Raw genomic sequence first — 18,466 nt, forward strand, 5'->3', positions numbered from 1 at the left:
GTTCATGCTTACTACCTTACTTCTCTCCGGCCTACTTGCCCTGAATCCGTTTCGGTCGGTGCCGACAGTGCCATTGGCCACGCCTGTGGCACTGGGCTCGGTGGACCCGTGCCGCCTCTATGGCTCGGTGTATCTGGAAACCGACCCACGGCGCCGTAGCCAGGCATTTGGGGTAGTGTACCAAGAGCCCGACGAGGCTTTTGCCGATGTGCTGGTGTATCAGGAAACGAATAAGCTCTTCGCCGATAAGGCTGGCCTGTGGTACCTGACCGACTCCCGTGACTTCGCCGATTACATACTGCTGGTAACGGACAACCGCAACCTGGCTGACTTCTCTTTTCACTACACCAAAGTGCGCTCCTTTGCCGGCTGCCGGAAGCAGTAGGGTTAAGCGGCTGCACCTACAAAAAGCCCTTCTGCTTAGTAGCAGAAGGGCTTTTTGTTGATTGAGGGGGGAGGGAGTTTATAGCTTCACGAGCTCCACGCGGCGGTTTTTAGCTTTGCCTTCTTCAGTAGAGTTATCGGCCAGCGGCTTGCTTTGGCCGAACCCGGCGGCTTGCAGACGGGTAGCGGCAATGCCCGCTTTGCTGAGAGATGCTACCACCGCCGCTGCCCGTGCTTCGGAAAGCTGCTGATTGTGTTGGCTGGTGCCGGCGTTATCGGTGTGGCCTTGCACGGCTAAGCGCAGCTTGGGATTCTGCTGCAGCAGCGTAAGCACCTCCGCCACCGTGGGCTCCGACTCAGGCCGGATGGTTGCCTTGTCGGTGTCGAAGTTCACGTAGAGGGCCACGCGGCCTTCCGTATCTAGTTTTTTTTTAACTCCGTGGCCGGGATAACCGAAACCTGCTGGGGCATGGCGGCTTTCTCCGTCACGCTCAAGTAGTAACTGTCGATGCTAGGCTTCTGCACCTGCACCCATATTTCTTTGTCTTTCTGGCGAATCACGTAGATGTCATACTCGCCGGAGTAGCCCGTAATGCCTCCTTTTTCGGCGGTGCTGCTGCCTACTTTCTTGATGGCCTCATCCGGGATTTCACCCGAGAATACTTTCACGCCGCCCAGGCCGGTTATCAGGTTCTCGTAGTTGCGCCGGATCATCAGGTCCGAAGCCTGTTTCTGCTTATCAGCGGGATGGTATTTGCGCCGCAGCACCCGGCCTTCTACGCTAGCCAGGGCCTGTCCATCATACAGGTAAGAGCGGTCAAACTCGTAGGCCACACTGTCAGAGTCGTACCGTATTTCGTAGCCCTTCAGAGGGCCGAAGTAGGGGAACTGGCCCAGGTTGGAAGTAGAAACCGGAATCTCGTTGATGTCGAAGCTGCTGGCAGTTGTAGTTGCTGGAGCTTCCGACTGGTTTGCCTCCGAGGAGGGGGTAGGGGCAGAAGCAGCAGGAGCAGTGGTTTCGCTGGTAGGGTTGCTGGCAGATTGCTCAGTGGCAGCGTCCTTCGAAGAGCAGGCAGTAAGCAGACTACCAAAGGCAATAGCCGAGGCTACCAAACGGAAAGTTCGTTTCATGGAAAGGAGGGGGTAGGGTTGAGCGAATAAGGGAGTAAATGAAGCAAATATTCAAATATTAAACATAGCATATGTTATTATCCTTTTGCGGGTAGTCCGCGCAAGCCCCGCGTTTTCCTGCAACCTTTGCAGGCCCGGTTTGCCCGGTACCTCAACCCTAACTGCTCAGATCTGATGGATTACGTTGAACTGCGCGTGCAAGCGCCCCGCGAGTTGGCGGATATTTTAGTGGCCGAACTAGCCGAGGTAGGCTACAATACCTTCGAGGATAATGACGAAGGCTTCTGTGCTTACATCGACGAAGACCAGTTCTCTAATGATACCGTGGCCGAGGTGATGAGCCGCTACGAGGCCCTGGGTGAGCTAGAGTTTTCGCACCGCGTAATTACCCGTCAGAACTGGAACGCCGAGTGGGAAAAGAACTTCCAGCCCCTGGTTATTGCCGATAAAGTATCCGTACGGGCTCCTTTTCATGAGGCGCGCCCCGACCTGGAGTATGAAATCGTGATTATGCCGCGCATGTCCTTCGGCACCGGCCACCACGATACCACCGCCCTCATGATTACCAACCAGCTTGGCATCGACCACCAGGGCAAGCGCGTGCTAGATATGGGCTGTGGCACCGGCATTCTGGCCGTAATGGCTGTGCACCTAGGCGCCGACTACGTACTGGCCGTGGACGTGGAGCCCTGGACCGCTGAAAACGCCGCCGACAATGCTGCTGAAAACAACGTGCAGGATAAAGTGGAAGCGCGCCTCGGCGATGTAACCGCTCTGAAAGGGGAGGAGCCCTTCGATATTATCCTGGCCAACATCAACCGTAACGTGCTTCTGGAGGACATGGGCGCCTACGCCCGCTACCTTAAGCCTGGCGGCCCCATTCTGTTTTCGGGATTTTATGAAGATGACCTGCCTTTGATTCAGGAGGCCGCTGAAAAAGCCGGTTTTCGCTACGAAAGCCACCGCACCCAAAACCACTGGGTATCGGCCGTGTTCCGGCAGCCAGCCTAAGTAGCTCGGTTCCTTCCTGCTATTTCGTACCGCCGCCTGAGCAGCAATTTTGCTCGGGCGGCGTCGTTTTTAGGTTTTGCCCCGCCTGCACCTGGGCCTGGAGTAGCTGCCTTGAAGCTGCTTGAGCCTCAGAATGGTACAAAAAAAGGGTGCCTTATGATTGTGACGGGGGGAGGGGAAATCCGGCGCGAAAAGTGCGGGGTTTTGTCGAAATTGTAGGCGAATAATTAGGCTTTGACGAATTTGATATGAAGCGTACTCTTTTTGGGTGGGTTTGCGCGCTGCTGTTGGGATTGAGCGCTCCGGCCTGGGCCCAGCAGAAGCCACAACCTGCCGGCACGGCGGCTGCCCCTCCAAAATGGACGGGCAAGCTCAGCTCGGAGCCCCAGCAGTTTATGCTGGATGTGCAAGCCATGATGGCCAGCACCAACAGCGGTACAGCTCGTGCCACTGGCAACCGCCTGCTGCAGGTGTGGGCTAGTAACCGGCTCACGGCTACCCAGCAGCGCTACATAGTGTCGCTGAGCCAGTATATGCTGGCCCGTAAGTTCCGGCCCAAACCCCACTTCGAGCACTTTTACACGGCCATTGCCGCTGGCACCCTGACCCAGAACTTCTCTGATCAGCAGATGACGGAGTTTCTGAGTGTAGCGGGCAAAGCCTTGGAGAAAGAGCAGGTAGCCGATGCCGAGAAGTTTCTGGCTAGCGCCGCGCAGTTTCTGGAGGGCAAATTCCTATACCGCTCGCGCTACAGTACCCTGCGGGTGGTAGGCGGTACTTTCAGCTTTGCCTACAACGAAACAGATATGCCCTCTATGGCCCCGCCCGCCCCTGCGGCTCCGGTAGCGCCAACCCCGGCTACGGTTTCTACCAAGAAGCTGGACACCAAAGCCACCAAGAAAAACAGTGGTTGGGGTGATGAAGACCCCTGGGGCTCCGACAACGGCTGGGATACGCCCAAAAAAGCAGCGGGTACTGCCGCTAAGCCCGCCGACAATGGCTGGGCCGACCAAGCGCCCTCCTACAACACGTACGTTGCGCCTTCTACCAAGGGCCCAGTGCTGGTGCTGAAAGACGCCGACTTATTCTTGGCTTCCTCCGGCGACTCGGTATATATCCGCAAAACCAGTGGGGCAGTGGTGCCTACCCGCAACCAGTTTGTGGGCTATGGCGGCCAGTTTGCCTGGCAGGTGGGCACCAACCCCGCTACCGTTGATCTAACAACTTATAATTTCGATATAACCCGACCAGAGTTTACGGCCCAGCCAGTTACGCTTTCCTACCCCGCAGTGCTGGAGCAACCCGTGCAGGGCTGGCTGGCTTATCGGAGCGTGAAGCGCAAAACCCCTACCACCGACACCGGCTATCCCCGCTTTATCTCCAATACCAACGACGCGCGGGTGAAAAACATCGGCGAGAACATCCGCTACTTTGGGGGCTTCTCGCTGTCCGGTAACCGCGCCTTATCATCGTCGCTGGACGGGGCCCTGTCGCGCATTATTGTGGATGTAGACGGCAAGCCCAAGTTCCGGGCAGCCTCGCGGGTGTATGAACTGGGCGACTCTACCATTACGGCTGCTCACGCCGCAGTAACCATCTACCAGGATAAGCAGGACTCGCTCACTCACCCCGGTGTAAAGTTGCGCTACACCAAAAACAACCAGGTGCTGCAGCTGGCTCGCGAAAGTGGCCTCTACAAAACAACGCCCTTCTACGACTCCTACCACCAGATGGAAGTGACGGCCGAGCTGCTGACCTGGCCCGTGCGCACGCCCTACATCGACTTCTCTATTCTGACGGCCAAGAACCAGGTAACCGCCAACTTCGAGTCCAAAGAATTTTACACCAACACCCGCTACCAGCAGATCAAGGCCATCAACAAGCTCCACCCCCTGCAAATGGTGGTGGGCTACAGCATGGAGAATGGCAATAAAAAGCTGTTCACCATTCAGGAGGTAGCCATCTTCCGCCAGCTCAAGCCCGATAACGTGCGAACTGCTGTGGCTGGCCTAGCCCGCGACGGCTACGTGGCATGGTACCCACAAACTGACCAGGTAGTGTTGCTGCCGAAAGCCCTGCACTACGTTAATTCCTCGCGCGGCAAGAAGGACTACGACCACATTGCTATCAAGAGCCTTTCGCCCTCAGGAAAAAACGCTACCCTCGACCTAAACTCCAACGACCTGATTGTGCGGGGCGTGGACCGCTTTAACTTCTCCGATGACTCTGTAACGGTGTTCGTGAAGCCTGACTCCAGCATCATCCGGATTCAGAAAAACCGCGGCGTACTGTTCAATGGTACGGTAGTGGCCTCAGCCTTCGTGTTCAAGGGCAAGGAGTTTAAGTTTGATTACGACGGCTTCTATATTGATCTGGTCAAGATTGACTCCATTATTGTAAAGGGCAAAGGCTCGAAGGGCTCCGTGATGCGGGCCCGCAAGGATGTGGACTGGACCCTGACCAACAAGAAAAAGAACTCGGCCGGCCGCCTCTACATCAACGCGCCCAACAATAAGTCGGGCCGCAAGAAACTGGGGGCCTACCCCACCTTCGACGCTAGTACCGGTGCTTACGTGTACTTCGATAAGCCTGAAGTGCTGGGCGGTGCTTACGACACCACCATGTACTTCGACATTCCGCCTTTCAAGCTGGACTCCCTGAACAACAAAAACCGGGTAGCAGTAGGCTTTAAAGGCACGTTCGTTTCGGGCGGCATTATGCCCGATTTCCAGACCAAGCTCAGTATGCAGGAAGACGGCTCGCTGGGTTTCATGTACAACGTCCCGAAAGAGGGCTTTCCGGTGTACGGGGGCAAAGGTCGCCTCTACAACAAGGTGCGCATGAACAACCAAGGTCTCCAGGGGGTAGGAAACATCAAATACCTAACCGGCGACTTTAATAGCGAGCAATTCGTGTTCTACCGCGACTCGGTGGTGACGGTAGGCAAAACCGGTACTATTTTGCCAGGGCCGCTTAATGGGACCGAGTTTGCTAAAGTAACCTTGTTGCCGGGCTACCAGATGAAGTGGGCCGTGAAGCAGGACTCTATGTACCTGACCTCCCAGGCCCAGGGCGAGTCGTTTAAGCTCTATGACAACGTTAACGGCTTCAAGGGCACGCTCACTTATGCACCCGGCGGCCTCTACGGCGACGGCCGTATGGATGGCCCGCAGTCGTTTATCCGCTCCACGCAGTTTGCCTTCAAGCCTACCCGCTACACCGGCAAAAAGGCCACTCTAAATATTAAGTCGGCTGAAGTGAACAAGCCGGCCCTAACGGCCAACAACGTAAACTTTACCTACGATCTGAAGGCCGGCAACACGGATTTTGCCCGCGAAGAAGGCGACAACAAGTCGAGCATTGAGCTGCCCTACTCGCAGTACCGCACTACGCTTTCGGGGGGTAAGTGGGACTTCAAGAAGAAGCTGGTGCAGTTGCGCGTGGCCCCCGGCGCCGACTCTTCGCGCTCCTTCTTCTACAGCACCAAGCCCGAGCAGAAAGGCCTCAAGTTTCAGGCTGCTACCGGCCAGTACGACCTGAGCCGCTACCGGCTAGTAGCCGGCGGCGTACCGCGTATTTCCGCTGCCGATGCCTGGATTACGCCTGACTCCAGTAAAGTGTACATCCTGCCCAATGCCGAGATGCGTGCCTTCCAGAACGCTGGTATCGTGATGGACACCCTGCACCGCTATCACCAGTTGTATAAGGGTGAGGTGCGGGTACTTTCGCGCCTGGCTTTCTCAGGCAACGCCCTCTACAACTACAAAAACGCCTCCGCCGACTCATTCGCCATTAAGTTCAGCAACTTCCACGTCGATTCGGCGGCGACCCTAACGGCTTCGTTGGGTAAAAACGGAGGTGGTAAAGGCGGGGTGAAAAGCCTGCTGAAGCGCGGTCCTGCTGACGATGAGCCTTTGGCTTCGCCGCCGACCATTGCCGTAGCTACCCTGCAGGCTACCGATAAGTTTCACTTGGCTCCGCGCATTGCCTACCGTGGTGGCGTGACCATGAACTCCAAGAAGAAGGGCTTCACCTTTGATGGGCAGGCCAAGCTGAATTTCGTGAAATCAACGACGGCCTCCGATTGGTTTGCCGTGCAGGATACCATCGACCCCAAAGGCATCCGCATTAAGCTCAACGAGCCGAAAGCGGAGGATGGTACGCCGATGTTGTCAGGCCTGTTCCTCTCTGAAGGTACGGGCAAGGTGTATCCGCTGTTTGTGGCTACCAAGCCCGGCGTAACTGATATGAACTTGTTCGAGGTAGATGGTGACCTGCGCTTCAACCAGAAACGCGGCCAGTACACCATCAGTCGCCACGACCCTGCCAACCCCGATGTGTACGAGGGGGCTGTGATGACGCTGACTGACTCAACGGGCGCACTGGACTTCCGGGGCAAGCTCAACCTCATCAACTCCAACAAAGACTACACCCTCACGGCCGCTGGCCTGGGCTACGCCAAGCCCGATAGCGCCATCTACGACCTGAACACCTTCCTGGCCTTCGACATTAACCTGCCGGATAAAGCTGTGGAAGCTATGGCTGCCGACTTGGCAACCAACGCCAAAGGCGCGCCGGAAGCCTTAGATGGCTCGCCAGCACAGCTCTACAAAATGGGCGAGTTTGTGGGCAGCAAAGTGGTGCAAGACTATAGCACCCGCAAGGGTGGGTACATGCCGCTCCAGAAGGTATCGGCTAAGTTCCTGCACACGGTAGTGCTCAACCAAGTGAATCTGCGCTGGAACGAGAAGTTCAAGGCTTGGCACTCGGTAGGGAAAATTGGTTTGGTGAGCGTAGGCAAAAAGGATATCAACGCCCTGATTGACGGCTACATCGAAATCAAGAAGGAAAGCACCGGCGACGCCGTGGAACTGTACCTAGAAGCTGAACCGCAAACCTGGTACTACATCAAGTACTCCAACAATGTGGTGCTGGCCAAGGCACAGCATGGTTCCTTTGATGAAATCATTGGTCTGAAAGCCAAAGGCGACTACAACACAGCCACGGAATACGGCTTCTACCTCGGCGACGACATGGAGGTGCAAACCTTCCTCAACCACTTCCGCAAAGACTACCTCAAGGAGAGTGGCAAACGGAAAGTAAACACCACCCAACCCCAGAGCACCGGAAACTTCGATTTCATGGAGGAAGGCTCCAAAAAGAAAAAGAAGAAGAAAGACGCGGTAGAAGAGGCGCTCCAATCCGACCCAAATGCTACCCCTCCGGCGGAGGAAGAACCCTCTTCCAAGAAAAAGAAGAAGAAAGACGAGCCCGTAGAAACGGCCCCCGCGCCTACCGAAGCTCCGGCCGAGGACACCGGCAAGAAAAAGAAGAAAAAGGATGAGGCAGTAGAAGCCACCCCTCCTGCTGATACCGCCCCCGCCGAAGACCCCAAAAAGGAGTCGAAAAAGAAAAAGAAGAAAGACGCCAACGACCCCTTCGGCGACGAATAACCTGAAAGCCCCGGCAGATTTTCTGCCGGGGCTTTTTGCTGAACCGAGGAGTAGGGGATATAGGGCCTTGGGGACCGGCTGTGCTTCCGCTCATCCCGCTCAGATTATACTCCCTATCTAACTTAACAAACATCACCCTACTCCGCTCGTATCTTTGCCTATATCGACGAACTGCTACCCGCTCCTTCCATGAATCTCCCCTTAGTGCTTGGCCTGTTGGTGGCCGCTTACCTCATTGGCTCCATCCCAACGGCTTTATGGGTAGGCCGGGCGTTTTTCGGGCTCGATATCCGGGAGCATGGGTCGGGCAACTCCGGGGCCACCAATACCTTCCGGGTGCTGGGCAAGAAGCCCGGTTCCTTCGTAATGGCCGTGGATGTGCTCAAAGGGTGGGCCGCTACCTCCCTAGCTCAGGTCATGCTCAACCAAGGTGCCATCCTACCCGATCAGCTACTGTATTACCAACTGGCCTGCGGCGTACTGGCGGTAGTAGGGCACATTTACCCCATCTGGGCCGGGTTCCGGGGCGGGAAGGGGGTGGCCACCGTGTTGGGCATGATGCTGGCCATTGCTCCCGCTACGGTAGGTGTGTGCATTCTGGTGTTCATCACAGTGCTGCTGATTTCGCGCTACGTGTCCCTGTCCTCCATGACGGCCGGAATCGTGTTTGCCCTGCTCCAGCTGCTACCCCAGTTCCAGCCCGATAACTCGTTGCTGCTCTGGTTTGGCTTTGTGCTGGCCGCTCTGCTCGTGTACACTCACCGCGCCAACATTGGCCGCCTGCGCGCCGGCACTGAAAGCCGCGTGCCCATGCCGTGGGATAAGAAGTAAAAGCCAGCAATATGAAGATTAGCCTATGTCTATTTTGGTGTTGTTTATCATTATACAGCTTCGCCGACGAGTGGCCGGAACTACAGAAGAAGCGCTATTATTCCTCTAATCGTGCATATTTTGCCGATGTCATTCCAGCAAACCGTGCCACTGCTTGCTATGTGAAAGTATATGAAAACAGAGCAAAAGCTGTAGCGCTAAAATGGCAGCGAAATCTTCTGAATAAAGAAGCGCCTGCAAGTGCAGTTGTAGCCCCAGACGGTAGTTCCATCATAGCACTGGACAATTGGGGTTCTGTGGGACGTGGGGTCAATATGTTTGTTGCTTATGGCCCCAGAGGAATGCTAGGCCGAAGCTATTCGCTCAAAGACTTTAGCCCTTTCCCTATTTCATCTTTTTCCCGAAGCGTCACTTCAACTGAGAGGGCTTGCGGTGTAGAATACGTTAATTCCAAGAAGGTAAGGGTTTGTATTACACCCGAACTAGATCCTAGGGTAGCTGCTAAAAGAAAAATCTTGTTCTACAATTTACTGACAATGCGTTTTGAATAAGACGCAGTCAGTGTATAGAAAACAGTTTAGCTGAATTATAGTGTTCGTGTAAGGCCTACTACTTTTACCCCCACATTTCCAACCAACCCCACCGCCGCATGGCTTCCTACCTTGAGCAGAACCAAGAGCGTTTCCTGAGTGAGCTGATTGACTGGCTCCGCATCCCCTCCGTATCCGCCGACCCCAAGTTTCATGGCGACGTGCTGCGCGCCGCCGAGTACCTGAAAACCCGTTTTGAAGAAGTAGGCCTTCAGAACGTGGAGCTGTGCCCCACGGCCGGCAACCCCATTGTGTACGGCGAGAAAATCATTGACCCCGCGCTGCCCACGGTACTCGTGTACGGCCACTACGACGTGCAGCCCGCCGACCCCTACGAACTCTGGGATTCGGGACCATTTGAGCCCGTTATCAAAGACGGCAATATTTACGCACGCGGCGCCTGCGACGACAAAGGCCAAGTGTATATGCACGTAAAGGCCCTAGAAGTAATGAACCAGGAAGGCGGCGTGCCCTGCAACGTGAAGGTGATGATTGAGGGCGAGGAAGAAATCGGCTCCAACAACCTGAGCATCTTCGTGCGCAACAACCGCGAGAAGCTCAAGGCCGATGTCATCCTGATTTCCGACACCGGCATCCTCGCCAACGACCAGCCCAGCATTGAGGTAGGCCTGCGTGGCCTGAGCTACCACGAAGTAGAAGTAACAGGCCCCAACCGCGACCTGCACTCCGGCCTCTACGGTGGCGCCGTGGCCAACCCCATCAACGTGCTCTGCAAAATGATTGCCTCCCTGCACGACGAGAACAACCACATTACCATTCCCGGCTTCTACGACAAGGTAGCGGTACTGAGCGAAGAGGAGCGCGCCGAACTGAACCGCGTGCCCCACTCCGACGAGGAATTTAAGCAGAGCATCGGCCTGCCCGCTACCTACGGCGAGGAAGGCTACACCACCGTGGAGCGCATCGGTATCCGGCCTACGCTAGACGTGAACGGCATCTGGGGTGGCTATACCGGTGAGGGCGCCAAAACCGTAATTGCCTCCAAAGCCTACGCCAAGATTTCCATGCGCCTAGTGCCCCACCAGACCTCCGACGAAATCACGGAAATCTTCCAGAAGCACTTCGAAAGCATCGCCCCCGCCGGCGTAACGGTAATAGTGAAGCCCCACCACGGTGGCGAGCCGGTGGTTACCCCTACCGACTCGGTGGCCTACAAAGCTGCAGCCGATGCCATGGAGACCACCTTCGGCAAGCGCCCTATCCCGACTCGTGGTGGTGGCTCCATCCCGATTGTGGCCATGTTCAAGACGGAGCTGGGCCTGGATTCAGTGCTGCTCGGCTTCGGGCTCGACTCCGACGCCATCCACTCGCCCAACGAGCACTATGGTGTGTTCAACTTTCTGAAAGGCATCGAAACCATTCCGCACTTCTACCGCAACTACGCGGCCGCCGCGAAGTAACCCACTTGAGCACATAAAAAAGGACCGTTTCTGATGCCAGAAACGGTCCTTTTTTATGTGCTCAAGTGGGTTATTTGTCACTAAATATTTTTTAGGCGGCATAGCGAATTACTGCCCAATCATATAGCCCAGCTGAAACTGGAACGCCGAGTTATATTGCTTAGTCTTGATGCCAGCCACGTCTTTGTAAATGGAAGCCCAGCCCATGTTGTAGCGGACACCAATGCTAGGACCACCCCGGAACTGGTAGCCTACCCCGGCTACACCACCGAAGTCCACTGTGTTATAGAGGCTTTTATCATTGCCAATCACAGCGCCGGTACCATCTTTCAGTTCGTACTTTACGCCCGCTAAAACACCCACTTGCGGACCCAACTCGAAGAAAGGACCATCGGCATTAATACGCAGCAGCACGGGCACATCAATATAGTGCAGCGTGGTTTTTGATTCATCTGCCCCATTTTCCGTACGCGCGCCTTTCTGCGAGTACAGTATTTCCGGTTGTAAGGCAATGAAGTTTTTCGGCTCTAACCCAAACTGCATCATTATGCCGGCGTTGAGGCCTACTTTATTCTTATAATCCTGAACAACATCGTCGCCGTTGATTTTGGCTAAAGTAGCTCCCGCCTTGATGCCTACCCGCACCGACTGTGCCTGCACTAAACCAGTTACGCCAGCCACCAACATCGCTGAAAGAAGAGCCTTTTTCATATGGAAGATAATATGAACGATAGGGCAAAAGTAGGGTGAATCTAGAAGAAAGAAGCCCCAGCTACCCACAACGGGGCAACTAGGGCCTAGCTTCTGAGGTGAGACAGGTACTTATTTATTGGGAATCAGGTAGCCCAGGGAAAGCTGAAACGCCGAGTGACGGGCATTGGCTAGGTCGCCGTTGAAGTAGCTGCCATTGTCGCTCTTTACAAAGTCGCTGAAGGCGCCGGTATAGCGTAGGTTTAGGCTGAGGCCATTGTCGGCTTGGTAGCCTACCCCCGCTACGTAGCCCAACTCGCTCCGCTTGAAGCCGCTGACGTCCTTTTTATTCTGAACCTCGGTTACCTGAGGCGTGCCGTTGGGTTGGCGCGTGCGGGTTATCTGGGTTTCATCGTTGGCGCTGAGCAGGTAGGAGTACTGCGGACCTGCCTCTACAATCAGGCCGCCGGCATTCACCTTCAGCAGCACAGGTACATCAAGGTAGTTGTAGTTCACCTTGCCTTCCCGTTTCTCGGTGTAGCCTACCCCCAGTACGGTGTTGGTATATTCAGTAGGCTTGTTTTCGAAGCCTTTTTGGGAGTAGAGGATTTCAGGCTGAATGGAGAAGAACCCGTCGCCGGTTACATCGGCGTTGAGCATTACACCGCCTATAAAGCCGAACTTGTTATTGAAGGTGTTCTCGTTGCGAATGTTGCCAGCTAGGTTGGAGTAGTTGGCGCCGGCGCGCAGACCCAGACGCACGCCCTGGGCGTAAGAAGAAGAGGAAACAGCGGCTACACCCAACAGGGCAGCGGCAAAAAAGACGGTCTTTTTCATGGTGCAAATAGGATTGAGTGGAAAGTTGCACTGTTAGGCTACGCTCGAAAAGTGTGCCAGCCTTATCCTGATTTTCTGAAAAAGTTCCCGTCTTTGTAGTTTTAGATGAATAAGTAGTTGAATTTTAGTTATATGTATTTGGGTTAGTTCTGATTACATAGTGCTTTAGAGTATAACTTTATATGTTGGTAGCCGGTGCTAAAACAAAAAGGCTACCCCCGATATGTACGGAGGTAGCCTTTTGTGAAGGTGACCTGAAGTGGATTACTTGGTCGGAATCAGGTAGCCCAGTTGCAGAGTGAAGGCATTGTTGAACGCTTTCGGCTCGTTGTCTTGGTCTTTCGTGTCAATCAGAGAGTTGAAGCCGCGGGCATAGCGCAGGCCCAGGCTGATACCGCCATCGGTCATATAGCCAACGCCAGCTACACCGCTGATGTCAAACTGCGCTAGGTCAGACTTATAGGCTTCGTCACGGCTGATGCCCGTGTAGTCACGGAAACCGCTGTCGTTATCAACTTTGTCTTTGGTGCCGTTGCTAAACTTGGTGGTCGTCTGCTGCTTGTTCTTCGAGCCAAACAGGTAGCTTACCTGCGGGCCTAGTTCGAAGAACAAGCCTCCTGCGTTGATTTTAGCGAGCAGCGGCACATCTAAGTAGTGCAACACACGCTTTTGCTCCACTTCTATGCTCTCAATGTTAGAACCAGCAGGGAAATTGCCGTTTTGCTTCGATTGGATTTCGTAGCCTTTGCGGTTATAAAGCAGTTCCGGCGCGAAGGAGAAGAATCCGTCGCTGCTCAGCGGAATGCTCAGCCCGATGCCGGCGTTGTAGCCCAGTTTGTAGTCGCCGAGGTCGGTGCTGTAGCCGGGACCAGTGATTTGGCTTACGTTGTCGCCGGAAATATTAGAGTAGGTTCCGCCAACTTTTACGCCGATACGGAAGCCACCGGCATCCTGTGCCTGAGCAACAGAAGCGGCTGATACGAGTGCAAGCGAGAGGGCTGCAAGTTTTTTCATAACAAAAGAGGAGAAGGAGTTAGGGGACGCGGTCAACAACACAATGTCAGACGCAACTACCACGCGCAGTGTGGATTTCTGGGCCTATTAGCGCAAATTCGCTCCCCAAGGTTGCGGACGAGCGGGCTTTTCTTTAGAAATAAAGAAAGGATAACTTGTTCGTTTCCAGCAAACGCCAACAGTAGAAGCATCTTACCGGCCCGGCTTCTTCGCTAAGTTTCCGGGAAGCACAGCCGGTTTTAGTACTTTAGGCCGGCCTTTGAAAGCTGCATTTTATGAGAATTCGGGACGGACTGCTGCTGGCTGCGTTGCTGGCGAGCCCGGGGGTAGGAAGTGCGCAGGCACTGGGGCCTAGCCCGCTGGTGGTGGGAGCCTACGCGCAGGGGAGCTTCATTATTGCGCACACGCCGGCCGTAAAGCACCTGGCCGTTTCGCATCCCACTGGTTTCGAGCTAAATATGCAACGGCAAACCAACGGCTCTGAGCCCTGGCATGCTTGGTACCGCTACCCCAAAGTAGGTTTGGCCCTCGTGTATTACGATTACCACAATCCAGTGCTGGGCAAATCATACGCAGCCACTGCGTACATCAATAAAGCCTTTTGGCGGACTCACCGCCAAGAAGTTAGCTTTCGTATCGGGACAGGGGTAGGATACTTCCCCAGCCGATATGACCAGGATACTAACCACAAGAACACCATCATCAGCTCTCGGCTCAACGCCACCATTCAAACCCGGCTGGAGTACGATGTGGCCTTGACTGAGCACTTGGGGCTGCTGGTGGGGGTAGGGCTGAACCATTACTCCAACGGTGCTACCACCAAGCCCAATTTCGGCATTAACCTGCCAACCGTGCTGCTAGGCCTTAACTACCACCAGCAGCGCCCCGTGCGCCCCCTTAATACTCCGCCGGAACCGTTGCCCGCCGATGTAGGCCACACCTTCCTGAACCTGAGCTCCTCGGTGGGCTGGAAGCAGCGCAACGAAACCGATTCGCGGCGTTACCTCGTCAACTCGGTAACACTGGCGGTGGGCAGGCGCCTGAATCGGAAAAGTACCCTAGTGGCGGGTGTGGAGGGCTTCTACGACCGTAGCCTGCAGGCCCAGTTGCGCGATACTGCCCGCGTAGATGACAACTTACCCGACGTGAAGAAGGCCGGCGTGTACGTGGGGCACGAGCTGCTGTTCGGTCGGCTGGCTTTCGTGTCGCACCTGGGTTTCTACCTCTATAATCCTTACAAGTCCAACAAGTTCTACTACGAGCGACTTGGGCTGAAATATCACTTCACCGAGCGCCTATTCGGCAACGTGGACCTAAAGGTGCACCGCGGCGCCGCCGATGTGATTGAGTGCCGATTGGGCGTAAAGCTCTAGGTAGGGCGCTTGGCTGGCTCGCAGAAAAAAGCCCTGAGCAGGCGCCCAGGGCTTCAGAAGTTACTTTTTGTCGGAAGGCTTAGCGGTGCTTTTGGTGGCTTGTTTCTTTTTACGATGCACGCCAAAGCTGTCGTTGTTGCGCTTGCCGCGCTTAGTTTTGATGTCGCCTTTACCCGTGGTGCTACGTACGGTTAGAAGGTGAAAACTAGCCGTTTTTTACGCTGAAGCAACAGGCTGATTGTATCAGGAAACTGCTAGAGTACGGTTGATTTGCTTTACTAGAGCAGGCCCTTCGTAAATGAAACCCGAGTACAGCTGAACCAATGCAGCGCCGGCGGCTAGCTTCTCCTGGGCATCCTGGGCTGAGTGAATGCCGCCTACGCCGATAATGGGCATCTGACCCCGGCTCTGGCGGCTGAGGTAGCGAATTACCTCCGTGGCTCGCTGGCGCAGAGGCCGCCCACTCAGGCCACCTGCCCCTAGGGCATTTACCTGCGCCTCGGGGGTAGTAAGCCCGGCCCGGCTGATGGTAGTATTGGTAGCTACCAGCCCGCTCAGCTCGGCTTCCCGGGCAATCAGCAAAATGTCATCGAGCTGGGAGTCGGTGAGGTCAGGAGCAATTTTAAGCAGTAAGGGGCGCGGGGTGGGCAGGGTCTGGTTGCGCTCCTGCACCTGCTGCAGCAAGGCAATTAGGGGTTCGCGCTCCTGCAGCTGCCGCAGGTTAGGGGTATTCGGCGATGATACGTTCACCACGAAGTAATCTACTACCTCGTGCAAGGCCTCTACACAGGCCACGTAGTCCTGGGCCGCCAGCTCATTGGGCGTGTCCTTGTTCTTACCAATGTTGCCCCCAATAATCAGGTCCCGGTTGCTGCGCTTGCGCAAGCGGGCAGCAGCCGCTTCGGCGCCTTGGTTATTGAAGCCCATTCGGTTTACTAGGGCCTCGTCCTGCGGCAGGCGGAACAGGCGCGGCTGGGGGTTGCCAGCCTGGGGCCGGGGCGTAACGGTTCCTATTTCCACAAAGCCAAAGCCCAGGGCCGCCAGCTCATCCGTCAGCTCCGCGTTTTTATCGAACCCGGCGGCAATGCCTACTGGATTGCGGAAAGGAAGCCCAAATACTTCCCGCTCCAGGCTCGGGTGCTGGTAGTCATAGAGGCTGCGCAGCAAGGCGGCCGCGCCCGGCAGGCGGTGGGCCCGCTTCAGGTTGTTGAATACCAGATGGTGAGCTTCCTCCGCATCGAGCCGAAAGAAGAGCGGTTTGAGCAGCGCTTTATACATGGTACCACAAAGGTGGCGAGAGATTGTGAATGAGTAGCTGGTAAAGTGGGGTTTAGTTAGCTTTAGCGGTTAGCCCCGCTAGAGCTACTTGGCAACACTAGCCGGACGACTACTGCTGGCAGCTACTTAACCACCACCCTTGCGCTACCCCGCCCAGCCTTCCCGGTCGAGGCTGCGGTACTGGATGGCTTCGGCCAGATGTGGAAGCTGGATGTCGTCGGTGCCAGCCAGGTCAGCAATGGTGCGGGCTACTTTGAGAATTCGGTCGTAGGCGCGGGCCGAGAGGCCGAGGCGTTCCATAGCCGTTTTGAGTAGGGCCAGCCCTGCCGCATCAACCCGACAAATGTCCTTCACCATCTGAGAGGGCATCATGGCGTTGGAGTGGATGTCCGGAAACTCTCGGAACCGCTCGGCCTGGCGCTGCCGGGCCTTCTCTACCCGCTCCTGAATCGAGCGGCTGTCCTCGGCTCGTCGTCTTTCCGTCATTTGGTCGAAGGTAACGGGTGTAACCTCTACGTGCAGGTCGATGCGGTCCAGCAATGGTCCGCTCACTTTATTCAGGTAGCGCTGCACTACCCCCGGTCCGCACACGCACTCTTTTTCCGGGTGATTATAGTACCCACAGGGGCACGGGTTCATCGAGGCGATGAGCATAAAATTCGCTGGGAAATCTATGCTGATTTTAGCCCTTGAGATGGTCACGCGGCGCTCTTCCAGCGGCTGGCGCATCACTTCCAACACCGTGCGCTTAAACTCCGGCAATTCATCGAGGAACAGCACGCCATTGTGAGCCAGTGATATTTCTCCAGGCTGCGGATTACCTCCGCCACCTACTAACGCTACATCGGAAATAGTGTGGTGCGGGGAGCGGAATGGGCGAGTATTCAGCAAAGAAGCATTGGCGCCCAGCTTGCCCGCCACCGAGTGGATTTTGGTGGTTTCCAGCGCCTCCTGCATGTTTAGCGGGGGTAAGATGCTGGGCAGACGCTTGGCCAACATGGTTTTGCCAGCACCCGGTGGGCCAATCATAATGACGTTGTGGCCGCCGGCCGCCGCAATTTCCAAGGCCCGTTTGATGTTCTCCTGGCCCTGCACATCGGCAAAATCGGCGGCGTACTGGTTGGCGGTGTGCTGAAATACGTTGCGCGTATCCACTGTTACAGGCGTAATTTCCAGCCGGCCCTCCAGAAAATCGACGGCTTCCTGCATGGTGTCCACCGGAATTACGTCGAGGTTGTTCACAATGGCCGCCTCCTGAGCATTGCCGCGGGGCAAGATAAAGCCCTTAAACCCCTCTTTGCGGGCCTGAATAGCAATGGGTAGCACTCCCCGAATCGGGCGCAGCTCGCCATCCAGCGCCAACTCACCCATGATGATGTACTCTCCCAAGCGCTCCGTTGTGAGCTGTTGGGAGGCATGCAGAATACCAAGGCCAATAGGCAAATCGTAGGCTGAGCCTTCCTTGCGGATATCGGCGGGCGCCATGTTCACCACCACTTTGGTACGCGGCATACGGTAGCCCCGGAACTTGAGGGCCGCTTCTACCCGCTGCTGACTTTCCTTGATAGCGTTATCAGGCAGGCCCACCACGAAGAACCCCGTGCCCTGCGATACTACAACTTCAATGGTGATGGTATTGGCGTTAACTCCCTGAACGGCCGAGCCGTAGGCCTTGGTAAGCATAGAATAGAGTAAGCTAAATAAAAGGTCGGTGAAGATAATGCTCCGCCGGCTAGCGTCCTATAAAATGCCGCAGGGCCTCACAGTTCCGCCCGTGCCCTACCCCCTTGAGTATGAGGAAGGCAACGCGAGCAGACCCATGAGGCCCTGGTCTATTCTAAAGCTGCTGAGTGTTACTTCACCAACTGCTCAATGAGCATAATCATGATATGAATGGCCTTGATGTGGATTTCCTGAATCCGGTCGGCGTAGCCGGAGTGAGGAGCCCGGATTTCCACGTCGCTGAGACAAGCTAGCTTACCGCCGTCCTTGCCGGTGAGGCTAACTACCTGCATACCGGCAGCGCGGGCGGCTTCGGCAGCCAGCAACACGTTGGGCGAGTTGCCGCTGGTGCTGATGGCTAGCAGTACATCATTGGGGCGGCCCAGGGCTTCCACGAAACGACTGAATACCCGGTCGTAGCCAAAGTCATTGGCCACGCAGCTCATGTGCGAAGCTTCGGTGAGGGCAATGGCAGCCAGGGCCCGTCGGTCTTGGCGGTAGCGGCCGGTTAGTTCTTCGGCGAAATGCTGGGCGTCGCAGAGGGAGCCGCCGTTGCCGCAAGTCAGGATTTTACCGCCCTGGTCCAGGGAAGCAGCCATCAGGCGGGCTGCCTGTTCAATGGCCTGGAGGTTGGCGGGGTCTTGCAGAAAACGGTCGAGCACCGACTGCGCTTCGGTCAGTTCGGCCCGAATGAGGTCAGAAAGCGGGAGTTGAGTCACGCCTCAAAGATA

Annotated in this window: 15 protein-coding genes and 1 pseudogene; 7 read left to right on the top strand and 9 right to left on the bottom strand. The window is 55.7% G+C overall.

Annotation, left to right across the window (positions count from 1 at the left end):
* Nucleotides 1-4: 4 nt before the first annotated feature.
* Nucleotides 5-385 (top strand): 7(1) septoil knot domain-containing protein, encoded by a 381-nt coding sequence (locus DNI29_RS15690; protein ID WP_110979067.1) that lies wholly within the window; start codon nucleotides 5-7, stop codon nucleotides 383-385.
* Nucleotides 386-463: 78 nt separating this feature from the next.
* Here DNI29_RS15690 and DNI29_RS15695 read toward each other — a convergent pair whose 3' ends face one another.
* Together DNI29_RS15695 and DNI29_RS15700 are read right to left on the bottom strand one after the other, a co-directional pair.
* Entirely contained in the window at nucleotides 464-790 is a 327-nt protein-coding gene (locus tag DNI29_RS15695) for an OmpA family protein (RefSeq protein ID WP_110979068.1), read from the bottom strand.
* 14 nt (nucleotides 791-804) lie between these two features.
* Complete coding sequence (locus tag DNI29_RS15700; RefSeq protein ID WP_110979069.1) at nucleotides 805-1,515, bottom strand: hypothetical protein; 711 nt, start codon at nucleotides 1,513-1,515, stop codon at nucleotides 805-807.
* A 174-nt stretch (nucleotides 1,516-1,689) separates the two neighbouring features.
* Here DNI29_RS15700 and prmA point away from each other — a divergent pair, with 174 nt between their 5' ends.
* From prmA to DNI29_RS15720, 5 genes are all read left to right on the top strand, one after another.
* Nucleotides 1,690-2,526, top strand: coding sequence for a 50S ribosomal protein L11 methyltransferase (gene prmA / locus DNI29_RS15705; protein WP_110979116.1), 837 nt, complete (start codon nucleotides 1,690-1,692; stop codon nucleotides 2,524-2,526).
* Between the two features lie 248 nt (nucleotides 2,527-2,774).
* On the top strand, nucleotides 2,775-7,979 hold the full coding sequence (locus DNI29_RS15710; protein WP_123823277.1) for a DUF2059 domain-containing protein: 5,205 nt from the start codon (nucleotides 2,775-2,777) through the stop codon (nucleotides 7,977-7,979).
* 189 nt (nucleotides 7,980-8,168) lie between these two features.
* The gene (gene plsY, locus DNI29_RS15715; RefSeq protein WP_110979071.1) at nucleotides 8,169-8,810 is read left to right on the top strand and encodes a glycerol-3-phosphate 1-O-acyltransferase PlsY; all 642 of its coding nucleotides are present in this window, start codon (nucleotides 8,169-8,171) and stop codon (nucleotides 8,808-8,810) included.
* An 11-nt stretch (nucleotides 8,811-8,821) separates the two neighbouring features.
* Complete coding sequence (locus tag DNI29_RS24185; RefSeq protein WP_123823278.1) at nucleotides 8,822-9,361, top strand: hypothetical protein; 540 nt, start codon at nucleotides 8,822-8,824, stop codon at nucleotides 9,359-9,361.
* Between the two features lie 98 nt (nucleotides 9,362-9,459).
* Nucleotides 9,460-10,821 carry a dipeptidase gene (locus tag DNI29_RS15720; protein ID WP_110979072.1) on the top strand — a complete coding sequence of 454 codons (1,362 nt, stop codon included), beginning with the start codon at nucleotides 9,460-9,462 and terminating at the stop codon, nucleotides 10,819-10,821.
* Between the two features lie 108 nt (nucleotides 10,822-10,929).
* On the opposite strand, the gene DNI29_RS15725 is transcribed toward DNI29_RS15720, so the two are convergent.
* From DNI29_RS15725 to DNI29_RS15735, 3 genes are all read right to left on the bottom strand, one after another.
* Nucleotides 10,930-11,532 (bottom strand): porin family protein, encoded by a 603-nt coding sequence (locus DNI29_RS15725; protein WP_110979073.1) that lies wholly within the window; start codon nucleotides 11,530-11,532, stop codon nucleotides 10,930-10,932.
* Between the two features lie 111 nt (nucleotides 11,533-11,643).
* Nucleotides 11,644-12,348, bottom strand: coding sequence for a porin family protein (locus tag DNI29_RS15730; RefSeq protein WP_110979074.1), 705 nt, complete (start codon nucleotides 12,346-12,348; stop codon nucleotides 11,644-11,646).
* Nucleotides 12,349-12,612: 264 nt separating this feature from the next.
* Nucleotides 12,613-13,362: a porin family protein gene (locus tag DNI29_RS15735; protein ID WP_110979075.1), complete on the bottom strand. Its 750-nt coding sequence runs from the start codon at nucleotides 13,360-13,362 to the stop codon at nucleotides 12,613-12,615.
* A gap of 275 nt (nucleotides 13,363-13,637) precedes the next feature.
* Between DNI29_RS15735 and DNI29_RS15740 the strand changes: the two genes are divergently transcribed.
* Nucleotides 13,638-14,735, top strand: a complete 1,098-nt coding sequence (locus DNI29_RS15740) for an acyloxyacyl hydrolase (RefSeq protein ID WP_110979076.1) — start codon at nucleotides 13,638-13,640, stop codon at nucleotides 14,733-14,735.
* A 60-nt stretch (nucleotides 14,736-14,795) separates the two neighbouring features.
* On the opposite strand, the pseudogene DNI29_RS25350 reads toward DNI29_RS15740, so the two are convergent.
* From DNI29_RS25350 to lpcA, 4 genes and pseudogenes are all read right to left on the bottom strand, one after another.
* Nucleotides 14,796-14,900: pseudogene (locus tag DNI29_RS25350) on the bottom strand (30S ribosomal protein THX); the annotation flags it as partial.
* Nucleotides 14,901-14,978: 78 nt separating this feature from the next.
* Nucleotides 14,979-16,013, bottom strand: coding sequence for a quinone-dependent dihydroorotate dehydrogenase (locus DNI29_RS15750; protein ID WP_110979077.1), 1,035 nt, complete (start codon nucleotides 16,011-16,013; stop codon nucleotides 14,979-14,981).
* A 144-nt stretch (nucleotides 16,014-16,157) separates the two neighbouring features.
* On the bottom strand, nucleotides 16,158-17,696 hold the full coding sequence (locus DNI29_RS15755; protein ID WP_110979078.1) for a YifB family Mg chelatase-like AAA ATPase: 1,539 nt from the start codon (nucleotides 17,694-17,696) through the stop codon (nucleotides 16,158-16,160).
* A gap of 170 nt (nucleotides 17,697-17,866) precedes the next feature.
* A complete protein-coding gene (gene lpcA / locus DNI29_RS15760) occupies nucleotides 17,867-18,454 on the bottom strand; it encodes a D-sedoheptulose 7-phosphate isomerase (RefSeq protein WP_110979079.1) in 588 nt (195 codons plus the stop codon).
* Nucleotides 18,455-18,466 lie beyond the last annotated feature (12 nt).

This window comes from Hymenobacter sediminis (assembly GCF_003231285.1).
Taxonomy (GTDB): Bacteria; Bacteroidota; Bacteroidia; order Cytophagales; family Hymenobacteraceae; genus Hymenobacter; species Hymenobacter sediminis.

Excerpts from the sequence above, each read along its gene's own strand:
- DNI29_RS15690 (WP_110979067.1), top strand. The coding sequence starts at position 5 with ATGCTTACTACCTTACTTCTCTCCGGCCTACTTGCCCTGAATCCGTTT.
- DNI29_RS15725 (WP_110979073.1), bottom strand. The coding sequence starts at position 11,532 with ATGAAAAAGGCTCTTCTTTCAGCGATGTTGGTGGCTGGCGTAACTGGT.
- DNI29_RS15720 (WP_110979072.1), top strand. The coding sequence starts at position 9,460 with ATGGCTTCCTACCTTGAGCAGAACCAAGAGCGTTTCCTGAGTGAGCTG.
- DNI29_RS15755 (WP_110979078.1), bottom strand. The coding sequence starts at position 17,696 with ATGCTTACCAAGGCCTACGGCTCGGCCGTTCAGGGAGTTAACGCCAAT.
- plsY (WP_110979071.1), top strand. The coding sequence starts at position 8,169 with ATGAATCTCCCCTTAGTGCTTGGCCTGTTGGTGGCCGCTTACCTCATT.
- DNI29_RS15730 (WP_110979074.1), bottom strand. The coding sequence starts at position 12,348 with ATGAAAAAGACCGTCTTTTTTGCCGCTGCCCTGTTGGGTGTAGCCGCT.
- DNI29_RS15740 (WP_110979076.1), top strand. The coding sequence starts at position 13,638 with ATGAGAATTCGGGACGGACTGCTGCTGGCTGCGTTGCTGGCGAGCCCG.
- DNI29_RS24185 (WP_123823278.1), top strand. The coding sequence starts at position 8,822 with ATGAAGATTAGCCTATGTCTATTTTGGTGTTGTTTATCATTATACAGC.
- DNI29_RS15700 (WP_110979069.1), bottom strand. The coding sequence starts at position 1,515 with ATGAAACGAACTTTCCGTTTGGTAGCCTCGGCTATTGCCTTTGGTAGT.
- prmA (WP_110979116.1), top strand. The coding sequence starts at position 1,690 with ATGGATTACGTTGAACTGCGCGTGCAAGCGCCCCGCGAGTTGGCGGAT.
- DNI29_RS15710 (WP_123823277.1), top strand. The coding sequence starts at position 2,775 with ATGAAGCGTACTCTTTTTGGGTGGGTTTGCGCGCTGCTGTTGGGATTG.
- DNI29_RS15750 (WP_110979077.1), bottom strand. The coding sequence starts at position 16,013 with ATGTATAAAGCGCTGCTCAAACCGCTCTTCTTTCGGCTCGATGCGGAG.
- DNI29_RS15735 (WP_110979075.1), bottom strand. The coding sequence starts at position 13,362 with ATGAAAAAACTTGCAGCCCTCTCGCTTGCACTCGTATCAGCCGCTTCT.